The sequence below is a fragment of the Comamonas testosteroni TK102 genome (genome assembly GCF_000739375.1).
Taxonomy (GTDB): domain Bacteria; phylum Pseudomonadota; class Gammaproteobacteria; order Burkholderiales; family Burkholderiaceae_C; genus Comamonas; species Comamonas brasiliensis.
The window spans coordinates 1,411,015-1,425,466 of the sequence record NZ_CP006704.1 but is presented as its reverse complement, the minus strand read 5'-3'; the positions used below and the strand labels follow the sequence as shown (position 1 = coordinate 1,425,466).

The 14,452-nt window shown below is 63.2% G+C and carries 14 protein-coding genes; 2 read left to right on the top strand and 12 right to left on the bottom strand.

Features of this window, described 5'->3' with window-relative positions; translation table 11 throughout:
• Window positions 1–89: 89 nt before the first annotated feature.
• Entirely contained in the window at window positions 90–1,034 is a 945-nt protein-coding gene (locus O987_RS06415; protein WP_003057641.1) for a LysR family transcriptional regulator, read from the bottom strand.
• A 190-nt stretch (window positions 1,035–1,224) separates the two neighbouring features.
• On the opposite strand from O987_RS06415, the gene O987_RS06410 reads away from it, so the two are divergent.
• Window positions 1,225–1,497: a DUF2798 domain-containing protein gene (locus tag O987_RS06410; protein ID WP_043371188.1), complete on the top strand. Its 273-nt coding sequence runs from the start codon at window positions 1,225–1,227 to the stop codon at window positions 1,495–1,497.
• 88 nt (window positions 1,498–1,585) lie between these two features.
• Here the strand turns inward: O987_RS06410 and O987_RS06405 are convergent, their stop codons facing one another.
• The 8 genes from O987_RS06405 to ahpC all read right to left on the bottom strand — a co-directional run bounded on the left by O987_RS06405 (window position 1,586) and on the right by ahpC (window position 10,939).
• Window positions 1,586–2,410 carry a heme ABC transporter ATP-binding protein gene (locus tag O987_RS06405; RefSeq protein ID WP_003057643.1) on the bottom strand — a complete coding sequence of 275 codons (825 nt, stop codon included), beginning with the start codon at window positions 2,408–2,410 and terminating at the stop codon, window positions 1,586–1,588.
• Window positions 2,407–3,531, bottom strand: coding sequence for a FecCD family ABC transporter permease (locus O987_RS06400; protein WP_043371187.1), 1,125 nt, complete (start codon window positions 3,529–3,531; stop codon window positions 2,407–2,409). The genes O987_RS06405 and O987_RS06400 overlap by 4 nt, the downstream gene beginning before the upstream one ends.
• Window positions 3,531–4,415 (bottom strand): heme/hemin ABC transporter substrate-binding protein, encoded by an 885-nt coding sequence (locus O987_RS06395; RefSeq protein WP_043371186.1) that lies wholly within the window; start codon window positions 4,413–4,415, stop codon window positions 3,531–3,533. Before O987_RS06395 ends, O987_RS06400 begins: the two co-directional genes overlap by 1 nt.
• Entirely contained in the window at window positions 4,412–5,524 is a 1,113-nt protein-coding gene (locus tag O987_RS06390; protein ID WP_003057646.1) for a hemin-degrading factor, read from the bottom strand. The genes O987_RS06395 and O987_RS06390 overlap by 4 nt, the downstream gene beginning before the upstream one ends.
• Window positions 5,521–5,916 carry a hypothetical protein gene (locus O987_RS06385; RefSeq protein ID WP_003057648.1) on the bottom strand — a complete coding sequence of 132 codons (396 nt, stop codon included), beginning with the start codon at window positions 5,914–5,916 and terminating at the stop codon, window positions 5,521–5,523. Before O987_RS06385 ends, O987_RS06390 begins: the two co-directional genes overlap by 4 nt.
• Window positions 5,917–5,987: 71 nt before the next feature.
• A complete protein-coding gene (locus O987_RS06380) occupies window positions 5,988–8,240 on the bottom strand; it encodes a TonB-dependent hemoglobin/transferrin/lactoferrin family receptor (protein ID WP_043371184.1) in 2,253 nt (750 codons plus the stop codon).
• 391 nt (window positions 8,241–8,631) lie between these two features.
• Window positions 8,632–10,188, bottom strand: a complete 1,557-nt coding sequence (gene ahpF / locus O987_RS06375) for an alkyl hydroperoxide reductase subunit F (RefSeq protein ID WP_043371183.1) — start codon at window positions 10,186–10,188, stop codon at window positions 8,632–8,634.
• Window positions 10,189–10,363: 175 nt separating this feature from the next.
• Complete coding sequence (gene ahpC / locus O987_RS06370; protein WP_003057651.1) at window positions 10,364–10,939, bottom strand: alkyl hydroperoxide reductase subunit C; 576 nt, start codon at window positions 10,937–10,939, stop codon at window positions 10,364–10,366.
• Between the two features lie 380 nt (window positions 10,940–11,319).
• On the opposite strand from ahpC, the gene bfr reads away from it, so the two are divergent.
• Entirely contained in the window at window positions 11,320–11,796 is a 477-nt protein-coding gene (gene bfr, locus O987_RS06365) for a bacterioferritin (RefSeq protein WP_003057652.1), read from the top strand.
• A 65-nt stretch (window positions 11,797–11,861) separates the two neighbouring features.
• Here bfr and O987_RS06360 read toward each other — a convergent pair whose 3' ends face one another.
• Genes O987_RS06360 through O987_RS06355 form a run of 3 tightly spaced genes read right to left on the bottom strand, consistent with a single transcriptional unit; the run spans window position 11,862 to window position 14,418 of the window.
• The gene (locus tag O987_RS06360; RefSeq protein ID WP_003057653.1) at window positions 11,862–12,818 is read right to left on the bottom strand and encodes an alpha-E domain-containing protein; all 957 of its coding nucleotides are present in this window, start codon (window positions 12,816–12,818) and stop codon (window positions 11,862–11,864) included.
• Window positions 12,812–12,958 carry an alpha-E domain-containing protein gene (locus tag O987_RS28630; protein ID WP_003057654.1) on the bottom strand — a complete coding sequence of 49 codons (147 nt, stop codon included), beginning with the start codon at window positions 12,956–12,958 and terminating at the stop codon, window positions 12,812–12,814. The genes O987_RS06360 and O987_RS28630 overlap by 7 nt, the downstream gene beginning before the upstream one ends.
• Window positions 12,958–14,418 (bottom strand): circularly permuted type 2 ATP-grasp protein, encoded by a 1,461-nt coding sequence (locus tag O987_RS06355; RefSeq protein WP_003057655.1) that lies wholly within the window; start codon window positions 14,416–14,418, stop codon window positions 12,958–12,960. Before O987_RS06355 ends, O987_RS28630 begins: the two co-directional genes overlap by 1 nt.
• Window positions 14,419–14,452 lie beyond the last annotated feature (34 nt).

The window sequence follows — 14,452 nt, the reverse complement described above, 5'->3', positions numbered from 1 at the left end:
TGCAGCGCACCACAAACACTGCTTTCTTGCGCCAGCGCAAACAGCCTGGACCGCAAGAGCCGGCCGACCCCAGGTGCACTTACACCACCTCAGTCTGGCAAGGGCCAGTTCAGCTGCGCCTGCTGCGGCAGCACCTGCAGCAGATAGTCCACCAGCGCGCGGACCTTGGCGGGCACATATTGGCGGTCCTTGAAGCAGGCGAAGAAGTCCAGCGGAACATCCTCGAACTGCAACTGGCCCTTGCGCGCCGGCTTGAGTGCCAGCGGCACCAGCCGCCCTCTGCGCAGCTCCTCATGGACGATAAAGCTGCCGGCCCAGGCGATGCCGCCACCGGCAGCGGCGAACTCCACCAGGGCATCGATATCGCTGCCGATGGCCGCAATCTTCTGCTGCGGATCGGTGCGCTGGCCATCGCGCAGAAAGGGCCAGCGCATGAGCCGGCCGTCGCGCTCGCGCCGATACAGCAGACAGGCATGCTCGAGCAGCTCCTGTGCCGTCTGCGGTCTGCCGTGCTGCTGCAGATACTGGGGCGAGGCACACAGAATGCGCGGCGCCGAGGCCAGCAGCCGCACCGACATGCCGGGCTCCAGCACATCGCGGTAGCGCACGCTGATGTCCACGTCTTCCTTGAGCACGTCCACATGCCGGTCCGTGATCAGGAGCTCCAGCTCCAGCCGCGGATGCAGCGCGGTAAACGCCGGCAGCAGCGGCGCCAGCATATGGCGACCGAAGGCGGACATGCAGGCAATACGCAAGCGGCCTTGCAGCTCTCCATGAATCAGCGAGAGATCGGACTGGGCTTTTTCGAGCTCGCCGAGCACCGGAGCAACGCGCGCCAGATAGCGCTCGCCGGCCTCGGTCAGGGCCATGGACCGGGTAGTGCGGGTGATCAGCCGCGTGCCCAGTTCGCGCTCCAGCCGCGCGATGTTCTGGCTCGCGGCAGCGGGCGAAATGCCCAGCTGGCGCGCGGCCGAGGCGATGGAGCCGCCCTCCAGCGCTTTGACAAAAGTTTCTATGGCTCGCAGATTCGGCATATCTGCGAATGTATCCCCAATTGCATTCGAAAGTTCTGCTTATGAGTGCCACAAGTCCCGGGCCTCTACCGCAGGCCGCCTGTGGTGCTTACAGTTCAACCCTGTTTTCCATCCATGCATTCGGCCCGAACCGCTGGCAGCGCCCTACTCCCGCCGCGACAACGCGGAATGCATTTCCGACATCGCTTTCATGAATTCCTCCACCAGCTCTTCCCCATCCAGGCTTTCGACGTTCAAGCTGCACCGGCGCTACACGCCATTTGTCTTTGCGTTTTTCATGGCCGGCATCATGGCCTTCCTGATGTGCTGCACCATCGTAGCGGCCAATACCGGCTTTGATGCCGGCTACGTCCGTCGCGTATTCAGCGCCTATGCGCTGGCCATGCCGGTGGCGTTCTTCTGCGTGATGATGGTGCGACCGCTGGTACTCAAGCTGGTTGCGCTGACGGTGCATACACATTGACAGCCAGTGACAGCCAGGTCATTAGCTATTGAATTTGAAGCAGCCTGCGTATGACTGGCTTCAGAATTCAATTCAATCTGCTGAAATTTCAAGCAGGTAAAGTGGTATCAGCTACAAAAATATATTGCAGTGCACCGTCGCTGCTGCGCACCGGATCGCACTGCATGCCCCAGACCTGGCGCACTAGCGCAGGCTGCAGCACATCCAGCACCGCGCCGTGATGCACTCCGGCATCACCGCCCAGCACCAGCACATCGTCGGCATAGCGCAAGGCCAGGTTCAGATCGTGAATCACCGCCACCACCCCTGCGCCCTGCTGCCCGGCCCACTGGCGCAGCAGGCGCATGGCATGGTGCTGATGGGCCAGGTCGAGAGCAGCGGTGGGCTCGTCCAGCAGCAGCCAGCGCGCCGCGCCGTCGGCGGGCGGCTGCCAGATCTGTGCCAGTGCCCTGGCCAGATGGGTGCGCGCCCGCTCGCCGCCCGACAGCGTGTTGATGCTGCGCTGCGCCAGATGATCGACCCCGGTCAACTCCATGGCCTGCGCCGGAATCTGCGCCTCCCCGGTGCCGGGCTGATGACGATGCGGATAACGTCCCAGCTCCACCACCTCCTGAGCTGTGAAGTCAAAGGCCACGCTGCAATCCTGGGGCATGACGGAGCGACGCCGTGCCAGACCCTCCATCGCATGCGCGTAAAGCGCCTGCCCGTCGAGCAGGACCTGCCCCGACTGCGGAGCGCGCTCGCCCACCAGCATGGACATCAGCGTGGACTTGCCGGCGCCGTTGGGGCCGAGGATGGCGGTAAAGCGCCCGGCCGGAATCCGCACATCCACCGTCGCCAGACGCGGCCCCTTGGCTACGCCGACACCCAGATTGCGGCATTCGAGGCTGGACAACCCTTGGTGCGCACTCATACCTTGCTCCTGAACTGGCGCAGCATGGCCAGAAACAGCGGCACACCGATAAACGCGGTGAGCACGCCCAGCGGCAGCTCGGCCGGCTTGACGATGGTGCGCGCCACGGCATCGGCGCTGACCACCAGCGCCGCCCCCAGCAGGGCCGATCCCGGCAGCACCACGCGATGATCAGGCCCTGCCATCAGCCGCACCCAGTGCGGCGCGACCAGACCGATGAAGCCGATGATGCCGGTGGTCGCGGTCACGGCGCCCACGGCGAGCGCAGCCACCATCACGGCGCGGCGCTTGGTTTTCTCGACGGCCACGCCCAGCAGATTGGCCTGGGCTTCACCCAGGGCAATCGCGTTCAGCGGCCTGGCCAGTGCCAGCGCCGCCGCCGCGCTGACGGCCACGGCCGCCGATACCAGGGCCACCGCACTCCAGCGCGAGGCGCCCAGGCTACCCAGCAGCCACATCTGCAGATTGCGCAGCTGCTCGTCCGTGGACTCAAAACTCAGAAAGCCCAGTCCGGCACCGGCCAGCGCATTGATGGCAATGCCGGCCAGCAGCATCAGGCCGATGCGGGTCGTGCCCTGGACCTGACCCAGCACATAGACCACCGCCGTCACGGCAAGGCCGCCGCCAAAAGCCATGGCCACCAGGGCCCAGCTGCCCAGATGACGCGGCAGCCAGGGCAGATACAGTCCGCCCAGCACGATGGTGATGCCGGCGGCCAGCGCCGCGCCGCTGCTCACGCCGATCAGCCCGGGGTCGGCCAGCGGATTGCGAAACAGCCCCTGCATCAGCGCTCCGGCCAGCCCCAGTCCGGCGCCGGCCGCCACACCCATGAGCAGGCGAGGCAGGCGGATATTGAGAAAGACCAGATGTTCGGGCCCGGCTTGCACATCGCCGCCCCAAAGGCTGCGAACTCCGTCCCAGACGATGCCGGGCAACTGCGCAGGCGCAATCGCATAGGCACCGCTGGCCGCGCCCCAGACCATGGCCAGCAACACCAGCGCCAGGCCCAGCAGCAGCGTGGCACTGCGGCTGAGCCGGCCGGCCGGCGTGCGCCAGCGGGATGGAGTCGCGGACGCGCCCGGCACCGGCTTGGTGCCCATGACACCAGACAGCCCGCTCATCAGGCCACCCACTGCAGTGCGCGCATATGCAGAGCCTGCACGGCACTGGGCAGGCGCGGGCCGAAGCCCAGCAGATGGCTGGCTTCCAGCGTCACCAGTGCCTTCTTGGCAAAGGCCGGCGTCAGGGCCAGCTCGGGCCGCTTCCAGAAGGCGGCCTCGCCGCCCAGAGCCTCGATGCCCTGGGTGGTGTTGATGATGACTTCGGGCGCGGCGCTGGCCATGGCTTCGGCGGTCAGCGGCTTGTAGCCGTCGAACTGGTCGATGGCATTGACGCAGCCCGCGTACTGGATCAGTGCATTGGCTGCCGTGCCCCTGCCCGCCACTTGCGGACTGCCGCTGTGCGAGAGCACAAACAGCACGCGCGGCTTGCGCTGGGCCTTGGCCACCTGGGCCTGCACACTGCTCCACTGCGCTTCGAGCTGGGCCAGCAGTTGGTCGGCCTCGGCCATGCGGCCGGTTTCGCGGCCCACGACCTTGACCTTTTCCTGCACTTCGGCCCAGTTGTGCCTGGCCGCAACCAGCGATACACGCACGCCCGCCTGGCGGATCTGATCGAGCACCACGGGCGGACCGGCCTCACTGGTTGCGATCACCGCATCGGGCTTGAGCGAGAGCAGGCCTTCGGCCGAGAGCTGGCGCACATAGCCGACCTTGGCGGTTTTTTGCGCCGCTTCGGGAAACAGACTGGTGGTGTCGGTGCCCACCAGCAGGTTCTGGGCATTGAGCAGATAGACCACCTCGGTCAATGCGCCACTGAGAGACACCAGCCGTTTCGCTCCAGACGCGGAAGCGGCGGTCTGAGCCAGGGCCGGCAGGGCCGTGCCCGCCACAGCCGCACCCAGCCACTGCAGACCCTGGCGCCGGGAAATGCTGGCCGTGCTCATGCAGCCTCCGCCACGGCTGCCTTGCGCGGCAGGCCGGCCACCAGATCGCGCCAGCCTTGCAGCTCGGGCTGACCAGGCTTGCGCTCGCCAAAGAACATGGCCATGTTGTTGCCTTCGGCATCAAAGGCCTCGACCGAGGTCACCACGCCATCGCTGGTGGGTTTGCGCACCACCCAGACATTGGCGATCAGGTCGGTGCGCAGATGCAGGTTGAAGCCCTTGTCCAGCACATTGATCCAGCGCACGCCATCCTTGCCGTCCATGGGCTGAATATTGCTCACGGGGCCGGTGTGGATCTGGATGCAGCCGCTGCTGCCCACAAACACCATGATGGAGACGCCGTCCACCGCCGCATCGCCCAGCAGCTGCGCGACTGCGTCGGTGCTCAGGCGCTCGCAGTACTGGGGCACCAGACGGAAGGCCTGCTGGCGCTCGGCTCCGAACCTGCGCAGCATCTCGAAGAACTCATGGGTGTCCTTCATAGCGGTCCAGGCCTGGCTCAGCGCGGGCACGTCGATCTGGGCGTCAGCCTTGATCGCGGGCTTGGCCGCAGGCTCGCGGAACACATAGCCTGCCGACGGCTCGGCAAAGCGCTCGACCAGCGCATTCCAGGCCGCCATGTCCGTGCCCTCGCGTGCAAACACCTTGTGCACGGCACGGCCGGCCGCGTCATAGAACTGCAGGCTGCGCATGGCGGGGCGGCCGCCATTGGCGGACTCCTCGGTCACGGCAAAGCCGGCATGCCAGTGCATGAAGAACAGGCGCAGATCGATTTCCCGGCTCAGCGCCAGACCGACCGGCCCTTGGGCCGAGACGTTTTGATAGATGCCGTCCTTTTCATGCACGGTGGATTCGTTGCGCGTCAGCGCCATCACCGGGCCGCAGGCCTCCAGGGCCTTGAGGATGTCCAGCCATTCGGCGCGCAGCGGCAGCGCCTGCAGCGCGCGCTCATGCTCGCCGCCATGTGCGGCAATCACAGCGCCTTCGCTCAGCTGCAGGGCTTCGGCGGCATCCTTGGCGCGCAGGCCTTGCAGGCGTTTCTGGGCAAATTGCTCACGAATCTGCACGGCGGTCATGGTCTGGATTTCAGGGGAAGTGATGGCGTTCATTGCAGGGTCTCCGGGCTGTGATGCCAGTGTGGTTGTGGGTTGGAAAATTCGTCATCGGAACGGGGAGCCGAAGCCTGGGCTTGGACTTCGGAATCAGTCTCGGACTGGGCCAGCACCTGGGCCACGGTGGCCCAGCGCTGCCCCAGCCGCTGCAGAAAGTGACGCATGTCGTCAGAGCGCTCGCTGCCGTCCAGGCCTTCGGTCATGCGCACCAGCTGGTCCGCCACGCGCTGGGCCATGGGCGCGCGGTGCACCGCACAGCAGCCCTGGCTGAAACCGGTCATCAACGCCAGCACCGTGGCCAGCTGGGCTTCGCCCTCGGTCAGCAGATATTCCTCATCGCGGCTGCCAGAGGCACTCTGGGCATTGGCGGTGTTCTCATAAACAGACATGGCACACTCCCGCAGTTTTTGAGTCAAACAGATCTCAAGCGCTTACCAAACAAGCGCTTTCAGCTACAAAATCAGAAGTCCTGAACCAGGGACACACGCACATAGCGGCCGGCCTGGCTATAGGCATCGGCAATCTGCGTGGTGTTGGTCAGGCTGCGCACATCGGACCAGCGCCAGTACTTCTTGTCGGTCAGGTTGTAGACGCCCACGTTCAGGCGGGTGCCGGGACGGATGCGCCATTGAGCGCTCAGATCCAGCACCGTGGCGCTGGGGCTGAGCCAGGCATTGGCCGCTGCATCCCCGGCCTTTTTGCCGGCCCAGTGCGAGGCGCTGAACTGCACGCCCACATTCGAGCGGTCGTAGCGCACGCCCAGCACCAGTTGCTGCGGCGAGATGGTGTCCACGGGCAGGTCGGTGCTCTTGTCCGTGCCCTTGGTGTAGCCATAGGCGGCATTGGTGCGCCAGTCGCCACCGGCAAACTTGCCCCAGTCGTAGTCGGCCTTGAGCTCGAAGCCGCTGATATGCACGCGATTCAGGTTGACGGACTGGAAGGTGGCCGGATTGTTGCGGTCACCATAGTTGCCGGAAACCAGCACCTGATCCTGGATGAAGTCCTTGTAGCGGCCCGTGAAGACTGCGGCATCAAGTCGCAGCGCATTCACGCGGCCACGCAGGCCCAGCTCGAAGGTATTGCTTTTTTCCGCCTTGAGATCGGGGTTGGGAATGCTGCGATAGAAGGCCAGCGGGTTCTCGAAGAAGGCATTCACCTGGCCTGCATTGGGCGCGCGGAAACCGGCGGCATAGTTGCCGTAGACCGACCAGGCATCGTTCATCTGGAACATGGCGCCCAGCTTGGGGGAGACGGCAGAGTCCGAATTGCTGACCACCGTGCCGCCAAAGCCCTGCTGCTTGGGCTTGATGCTGTAGTGCTCGGCCCGCAATCCGGGCGTCAGGCTGAAAGCACCATAGTGCAGCTCGGCCTGGGCAAACAGCGCCGTCGAAGTTTCCGTGGTGTCGGGGAAGCGCTTGAGCGGAAAGCTCTCGCCTGCCGGTGGCGTGATGCCGTTCTGCTCGTTGACCACCTTGCCGCGCAGATAGTCGACGCCATAGCTGAACTTGCCGCTCAGGCCATTGCTCCAGCGCAGCGTCTTGCCGGCCTGGGCATGCAGTTGCAGCGCGTCCTCGTCATAGGTCACATCACGCTCGCGATAGGCCAAGGGCGGGGTGCGGGTTTCGGTCACGAACTCGCGCGAACTCGTGCTTTGATAGCTGGCCATCAGCTTGAGCTCGTCGGCCAGTGCCGTATCCAGCTGCTGCCACTGCCCCTGCCAGGTAGCGCGCCAGCGCTTCATCGAGGTGTTCGACTTGGAATCCGTCACCGTGGCGCTGCGTGCCGACAACAGGTCATAGTCGGCTCGCTTGTCCACGCCCTCCAGGACGAACACATGTTTTTGCACCGCCGATGGCGTGTAGACCAACTTGCCCAGCAAAGAATGGCTCTTGTCCGTTTCGGGGTTGGGCGTGGTGCGCAAAGCACCTACGCTGTTGTTACTGCCCATGTTTTCCAGCGCACTGTAGCGGCCTATGCCGGCCGACAGCAGCCAGCTCCATTCCTGGCTGGCACAACCCGCCAACGTCGCCCCCACGCGCTTGCCGTTGTCCGAGCCGTCATAGCTGGCCGAGACGCGACCGCCAATGGTCTTGCCGTCCTTGAGCAGATCGTCGGGCTGCACGGTGATGAAATTGACCAGGCCGCCCATGCCGTCCGAGCCATAGAGCGCGGGCACGGCGCCGCGCAGAATCTCCACGCGCTGCACCAGCCCCAGATCCAGATAGTCACGGCCAAAGGCATTGGCGCTGAAGGTATAGCTGCGCGGCAGGCGCACGCCATCGACCAGCATCAGCACACGGTTGCCTTCGAGGCCACGGATATTGAAGCCGCTGTTCTGGTCACGCCCGGTAGGAGAGCCGGCCAGTGTGAACCGCGCCGGACTGCGCGGCACGGTCACATTGGGCAGCTTGGCTGCAAGCTCGCGGATGTCGCCGACCTGCTCCTCCTCCATCTGCTTGGCATCGATGACGTCCACCGTCATGGGCAGGCTGTCGGCGTCCTGCTCGTCGCGCGAGGCACTGATGACCACATCGCGCAGCACGGGCGTGCTGCGGTCGGCACGGGCCGCCGCGACCTGGACGGATTCGGAGGATTGCTGCTGGGCCTGGGCCGAGATGGCGGCGCAGGCCAGTGCGCAGGCCAGCGCCAGCGGGCGGAGATTGGAGCGTGGCGCCAGCGAGGCGCGGGCGTGCAAAGCGGTGGCGGAAGCCATACCAGAAACCCTCTTTATTCATAGAAATGGAAAAGAGCTGGCTTCTGATAGGTACGTCAATGGCCACAGGTCGAAACGTCAGAGGCTTCGCGGCCTGTAGCTGGCACGGCATTGGCTGGCTGAATGGCGCTCAGTATATGCGAATAATTCTCAACCGCAAATAACTTCGTTACAAACCGGGAATTGCGTCCTGACGTAAGGCTGCAGCTTGCATCGCTGCCTGATTTCAGGGCTGCGATGTCCCCAATCCGGTGTGTTGAACGCCAACGTTCAAGTGACGACCCAGGCGGCAATGTCACCCTCTTCGCGGCCATTCAAAAGCAGAAAAGGACTGCCGAAGCAGTCCTTTTCAATAGCTGCCAACGCTTGCCCCGCAGGCGTTGAAGACAGTTCAGTGACGGATCAGATGATCAAAGGCCGACAGTGCTGCGGTAGCGCCAGCACCGGCGGCGATCACGATCTGCTTGTAAGGCACCGTGGTGCAGTCACCGGCGGCGAACACCCCTGGCAGATTGGTCTGCCCCTTGGCATCCACAATGATTTCGCCAAACTTGCTCAGCTCCACCGAGCCCTTGAGCCATTCGGTGTTCGGCACCAGGCCGATCTGCACAAACACGCCCTCGAGCTCCACATGGTGCTCGGTGCCCGTTGCCCTGTCCTTGTAGCTCAAGCCGTTGACCTTGCCGTTGGCACCGGTGATCTCGGTGGTCTGCGCATTGGTGATGACGGTCACATTGGGCAGGCTGTGCAGCTTCTTGACCAGCACGGCATCGGCCTTGAGCTGATCGGCGAACTCCACCACCGTCACATGAGCCACCAGACCCGCCAGGTCAATCGCAGCTTCAATGCCGGAGTTGCCGCCGCCGATCACCGACACGCGCTTGCCCTTGAACAGCGGACCGTCGCAGTGCGGGCAGTAGGCCACGCCCTTGTTCTTGTACTCGGCTTCGCCTGGCACGTTCACATTGCGCCAGCGCGCACCGGTGGACAGGATCACGGTCTTGGCCTTGAGCGAGCCGCCATTGGCCAGTTGCACCTCCACCAGACCGCCGGGCTGCGCTGCGGGAATCAGCTTCTCGGCGCGCTGCAGGTTCATGATGTCCACGTCATAGGCGCGGGTGTGGGCTTCCAGGGCCGCAGCGAACTTGGGGCCGTCGGTTTCCAGCACGGAGATGTAGTTCTCGATCGCCAGCGTGTCGTTGACCTGACCGCCGAAGCGCTCGGCAGCCACGCCGGTACGAATGCCCTTGCGAGCGGCGTACACAGCGGCTGCCGCGCCGGCAGGGCCGCCGCCGATGATCAGCACGTCGAAGGCTTCCTTGGCCGACAGCTTGGCGGCGTCACGCGAGGCGGCACCGGTGTCCAGCTTGGCCACGATTTCCTCGATGCTCATGCGCCCGGAGCCGAACACGCTGCCATTCATGAACACCATGGGCACGGCCATGATTTCGCGCTCGGTCACTTCCTTCTGGAAGGCGCCGCCTTCGATCACCGTGGTCTTGACCCTGGGGTTGAGAATCGCCATCAGCGACAGTGCCTGAACCACATCGGGGCAGTTGTGGCAGCTCAGGCTCATGTAGACCTCGAAGTTGAAGTCGCCATCGAGCGCCTTGATCTGGTCGATCACGTCCTGCTCCACCTTGGGAGGATGGCCGCCCGTCCACAGCAGGGCCAGCACCAGCGAGGTGAATTCATGGCCCAGAGGCAGACCGGCAAAGCGCAGCTGGGTGGCTGTGCCCTGGCGCTGCAGCGTGAACGAAGGCTTGCGGGCATCGCTGCCGTCGGTGCGCAGGGAAATCTTGTCGCTGCGCAGGGACTGGATGGTTTTCAGCAGATCGTGCATCTGTGCACTGGTCTCGCTGTCATCCAGAGAAGCCACCAGCTCAAACGGCTGCTGCACGCGTTCCAGGTAGGCGGCGAGTTGGGCTTTGAGTTGATCGTCAAGCATGGTGGATTCCTTTGAATTTAGAGTTGTTGATGCAATGCAGCAAAGTGCTTTTGAGGCCTTTGCCCGCCCATGAAAGCAAAAACTGGGCGAAAAAAAGCCGGACGGACGGGCAGTACTCGCCTGAACGTCGTCCGGCTTTCAGAGCGCTTGCACGCTCAGCCGATAGATATCAGGCTTAGATCTTGCCGACCAGATCCAGCGAAGGAGTGATCGTGCTGGCGCCTTCCTTCCACTTGGCGGGGCACACCTGGCCAGGGTTGGCAGCGGTGAACTGGGCAGCCTTGAGCTTGCGCAGGGTTTCAGACACGTCACGAGCGATTTCGTTGGAATGCACTTCCATGGTCTTGATCACGCCTTCGGGGTTGATCACGAAGGTGCCGCGCAGAGCCAGGCCTTCTTCGGGGATGTGCACGCCGAAAGCGTTGGTCAGCTGGTGTGTGGGGTCGCCGACCAGGGGGAACTTGGCCTTGCCCACTGCGTCGGAAGTTTCGTGCCACACCTTGTGCGAGAAGTGGGTGTCGGTGGTCACGATGTAGACCTCGGCACCGGCCTTCTGGAACTCGGCGTAGTTGTTGGCTGCGTCTTCGATTTCGGTGGGGCAGTTGAAGGTGAAGGCGGCGGGCATGAAGATCACCACAGACCACTTGCCCTTCAGGCTCTCTTCAGTCACGGTGATGAATTCACCCTTGCCGTTGCGGTTCACATAGGCTTCGGTCTTGAAAGGTTGAACTTGAGTGTTGATCAGAGACATTTGCTGTTTCCTTGTGGTTGGTGTTTGAAGACAGGATGAAGTTTAGAGCGGCCCGCTTAATAAAACCAATCGATTGATTTCATTAAATTGATTTACAAAAACTATCAGACCAGAGTCCCGGCTTCTGAAGTCAAGCCGCACCGCTGTGCAGCTCGGCTTTCTATTGTGGGCCGAAACCAGGCAGTTCCAGCCAATAGTCCTTCAATCGCGCTCATAGCTTTTGTTGTCATCACTGCGTCAAAGCTGGGAAGCGAACCCCAAAGCTAAACGAGAACGCGCATCAGATGCAGCCAATTCGAGCGGGCATGGGCTTTGTTTGATTTGCCTCATAAAGCATGGACAATCGACGCGAACAACAACTGCCCGAGAAGGAGTCCCCCATGAAAGGTGATGCACAAGTCATTTCCTGGCTGCAAGCCCAGCTCAAGAACGAACTGACCGCCATCAACCAGTACTTTGTGCATTACCGCATGTACAAGCACTGGGGCTTCGACAAGCTGGCCAAGAAGGAATACGAGGAATCCATCGGCGAGATGAAGCATGCCGACGCGCTGATGGACCGCATCTTCATGCTCGACGGCCTGCCCAATCTGCAGGATCTGGGCAAGCTGCAGATCGGCGAGGACGTGCCGGAAGCCCTGGCCTGCGACCTGCGCCTGGAGCAAGCCGCGCAGCAGACCATCAAGGACGGCATCGCGCACTGCGAATCCGTGCGCGACTATGTGTCGCGCGATCTGCTGCAGAAGATCCTGGACGACACCGAAGAGCACATCGACTTCCTCGAAACCCAGCTCGACCTGATCGACAAGGTCGGCACGCAGAACTATCTGCAGTCGCTGATGGGCGAGATCGAGTAAGTCCGGCTTCGCGTCGAAAAACAAAAGCGGCCTCAGGGCCGCTTTTGTTTTGAGCGCCGCCTGTCTCAGGTCGGCATCAGGAAGTCCCTGCTGATGCCCGAGCCCAGATCGTTGACGCGGTCGAGGAACTGCGTCAGATAGGCGTGCAGACCGGTGGTCAGGATCTCGTCGATGCGGCCGTACTGCAGATCGGCCAGCAGGCGCCCGGCCTTGCGCGTGGTTTCCTGCGAATGGTCGTTGGCCACCCGCTCCAGGTTCTTGACCACCTCATGCATGCTGGCCAGCAGCGAGCGCGGCATGTCGGCGCGCAGCATCAGCAGCTCTGCCACGCGTTCGGGCGTGATCACATCGCGATAGACCTTGCGGTAGACCTCGAAGGCCGAGACGCTGCGCAGCAAGGCGCTCCAGTGATAGAAGTCGAAGTTCATCAGGGCGCGACCGCGCGGCATGCCGTGGTAGTCGCGCTCTATGGAATGGAACTTCACATCCAGCAAGCGCGCCGTGTTGTCGGCCCGCTCGACAAAAGTGCCCAGGCGCACAAAGTGCAGCGCCTCGTCCTTGAGCATGGTGCCCAGCGACACACCGCGCCACAGGTGCGAGCGGTATTTGACCCATTCGAAGAACTGCGCCGGATCCTTCTTCCAGGCATCCTTGCCGAAGTGGCGCTGCAGCGCCAGCCAGGTCTGGTTCTGCGTTTCCCAGGATTCCGTGGTCAGCGCCCCGCGCACGGCACGCGCGTTCTCGCGCGCCGCCTTGAGGCAGGCAAAGATGGAGGACGGATTGGCCTCGTCCGACACCATGAACTGCAGCACGGATTCACGATCCACCACCGGAAACTGCGCCTTGAAGGCCGGGATCAGCTCGCTGATGGACAGCACGCTCTGCCAGCCACGATGGGCATCGTGGATGGCCTGCGGCAGCATGGCGGTTTCATAGGCAACGCTGAGCATGCGCGCGGTGTTCTCTGCCCGCTCGGTGTAGCGGGACATCCAGTAAAGATGATCGGCGGTGCGGCTCAGCATAGGCCCTCCTTGGGCAGGGAACCCCGCACGCGCTGCACGCGCACGCCGTATTCTGTTGAAAAAATGCTTGCAGCCTTTTTTTCTGCCCGCCCGGTGCAGCGGGACATCCAGTACAAATGATCTGCGGTACGTGACAGCATCAATGGCCTCCCTCTTGATCTTCCAGCACCCAGGTGTCCTTGGTTCCCCCGCCCTGGGATGAATTCACCACCAGCGATCCCTGCTTGAGCGCCACGCGCGTCAGTCCACCGGCCACCATATTGACATCGGTGCCCGTGAGCACGAAGGGCCGCAGGTCGATGTGACGCGGCGCTATGCCTTTTTCCACCATGGTCGGGCAGGTGGACAGGGAGAGCGTGGGCTGCGCGATATAGCCCGATGGATTGCCGACCAGCATCCGGCGGAAGGCTTCGATCTCGGCCTTGGTCGCCGCCGGGCCGATCAGCATGCCGTAGCCGCCGGCACCGTGCACCTCCTTGACCACCAGTTCATGCAGATGGTCGAGCACGTATTTGAGGTCGTCCTCCTTGCGGCACAGCCAGGTCGGGACGTTCTGCAAAATGGGCTCCTCGCCCAGATAGAAGCGGATCATCTCCGGCACATAGGGGTACACCGATTTGTCATCGGCCAGGCCCGTGCCCACGGCATTGCAGATATTGACGTTGCCAGCGCGGTAGGCGCGCATCAGGCCCTTGCAGCCCAGCGTCGATGTGGGCCGAAAGACTTCGGGGTCGAGAAAATCGTCGTCCACGCGGCGATAGATCACATCCACACGGTGCAGGCCCTGGGTGGTGCGCATATAGACCACGTCTTTCTCGACCACCAGATCCTGCCCTTCGACCAGCTCCACCCCCATCTGCTGGGCCAGGAAGGCATGCTCGAAATAGGCGCTGTTGTACATGCCCGGCGTCAGCACCACCACCGTCGGCTCCAGCACGCCCGACGGCGCGCTGGCACGCAGGGTGTCGAGCAGCATGTCGGGATAGTGGGCCACGGGCGCCACGGCGTGCTTGCCGAACAGCTCGGGAAACAGGCGCATGGTCATGCGGCGGTTCTCCAGCATGTAGGAAACGCCCGATGGCACGCGCAGATTGTCTTCCAGCACGTAATAGATGCCGTTGCCCTGTTCATCGGGTGCGCGCACGATGTCGATGCCGGCAATATTGGCATAGACATCGTTGGGTACCTGGATGCCTTCCATCTCTGGCCGGTACTGGCTGTTGCCGCGCACCAGCTCCGTCGGAATCAGTCCGGCGCGCACCATGTCCTGGCCATGGTAGGCGTCGCGGATGAAGCAGTTGAGCGCCTTCACGCGCTGGGCCAGACCGGCCTGCATGCCGGCCCACTCATGGGCCGGGATGATGCGCGGGATCAGATCGAACGGAATCAGGCGCTCCGTACCGGCACCGCTCTCGTCCTTGTCGCCATAGACGGCAAAGGTGATGCCCACGCGTCGAAACACGATTTCCGCCTCGGCACTGCGGGCACGCAGATAGTCCTGCGGTTGCTTGCCCAGCCACTGCGCATAGTCCCGATAGTGGTCTCGCACCGCTGCACCTTCGGCGGGCGAGTTCAGATACATCTCATCGAATGTGCGCATCCTGTCCTCCCTATTTCTGCCATGGCCTGCGCAT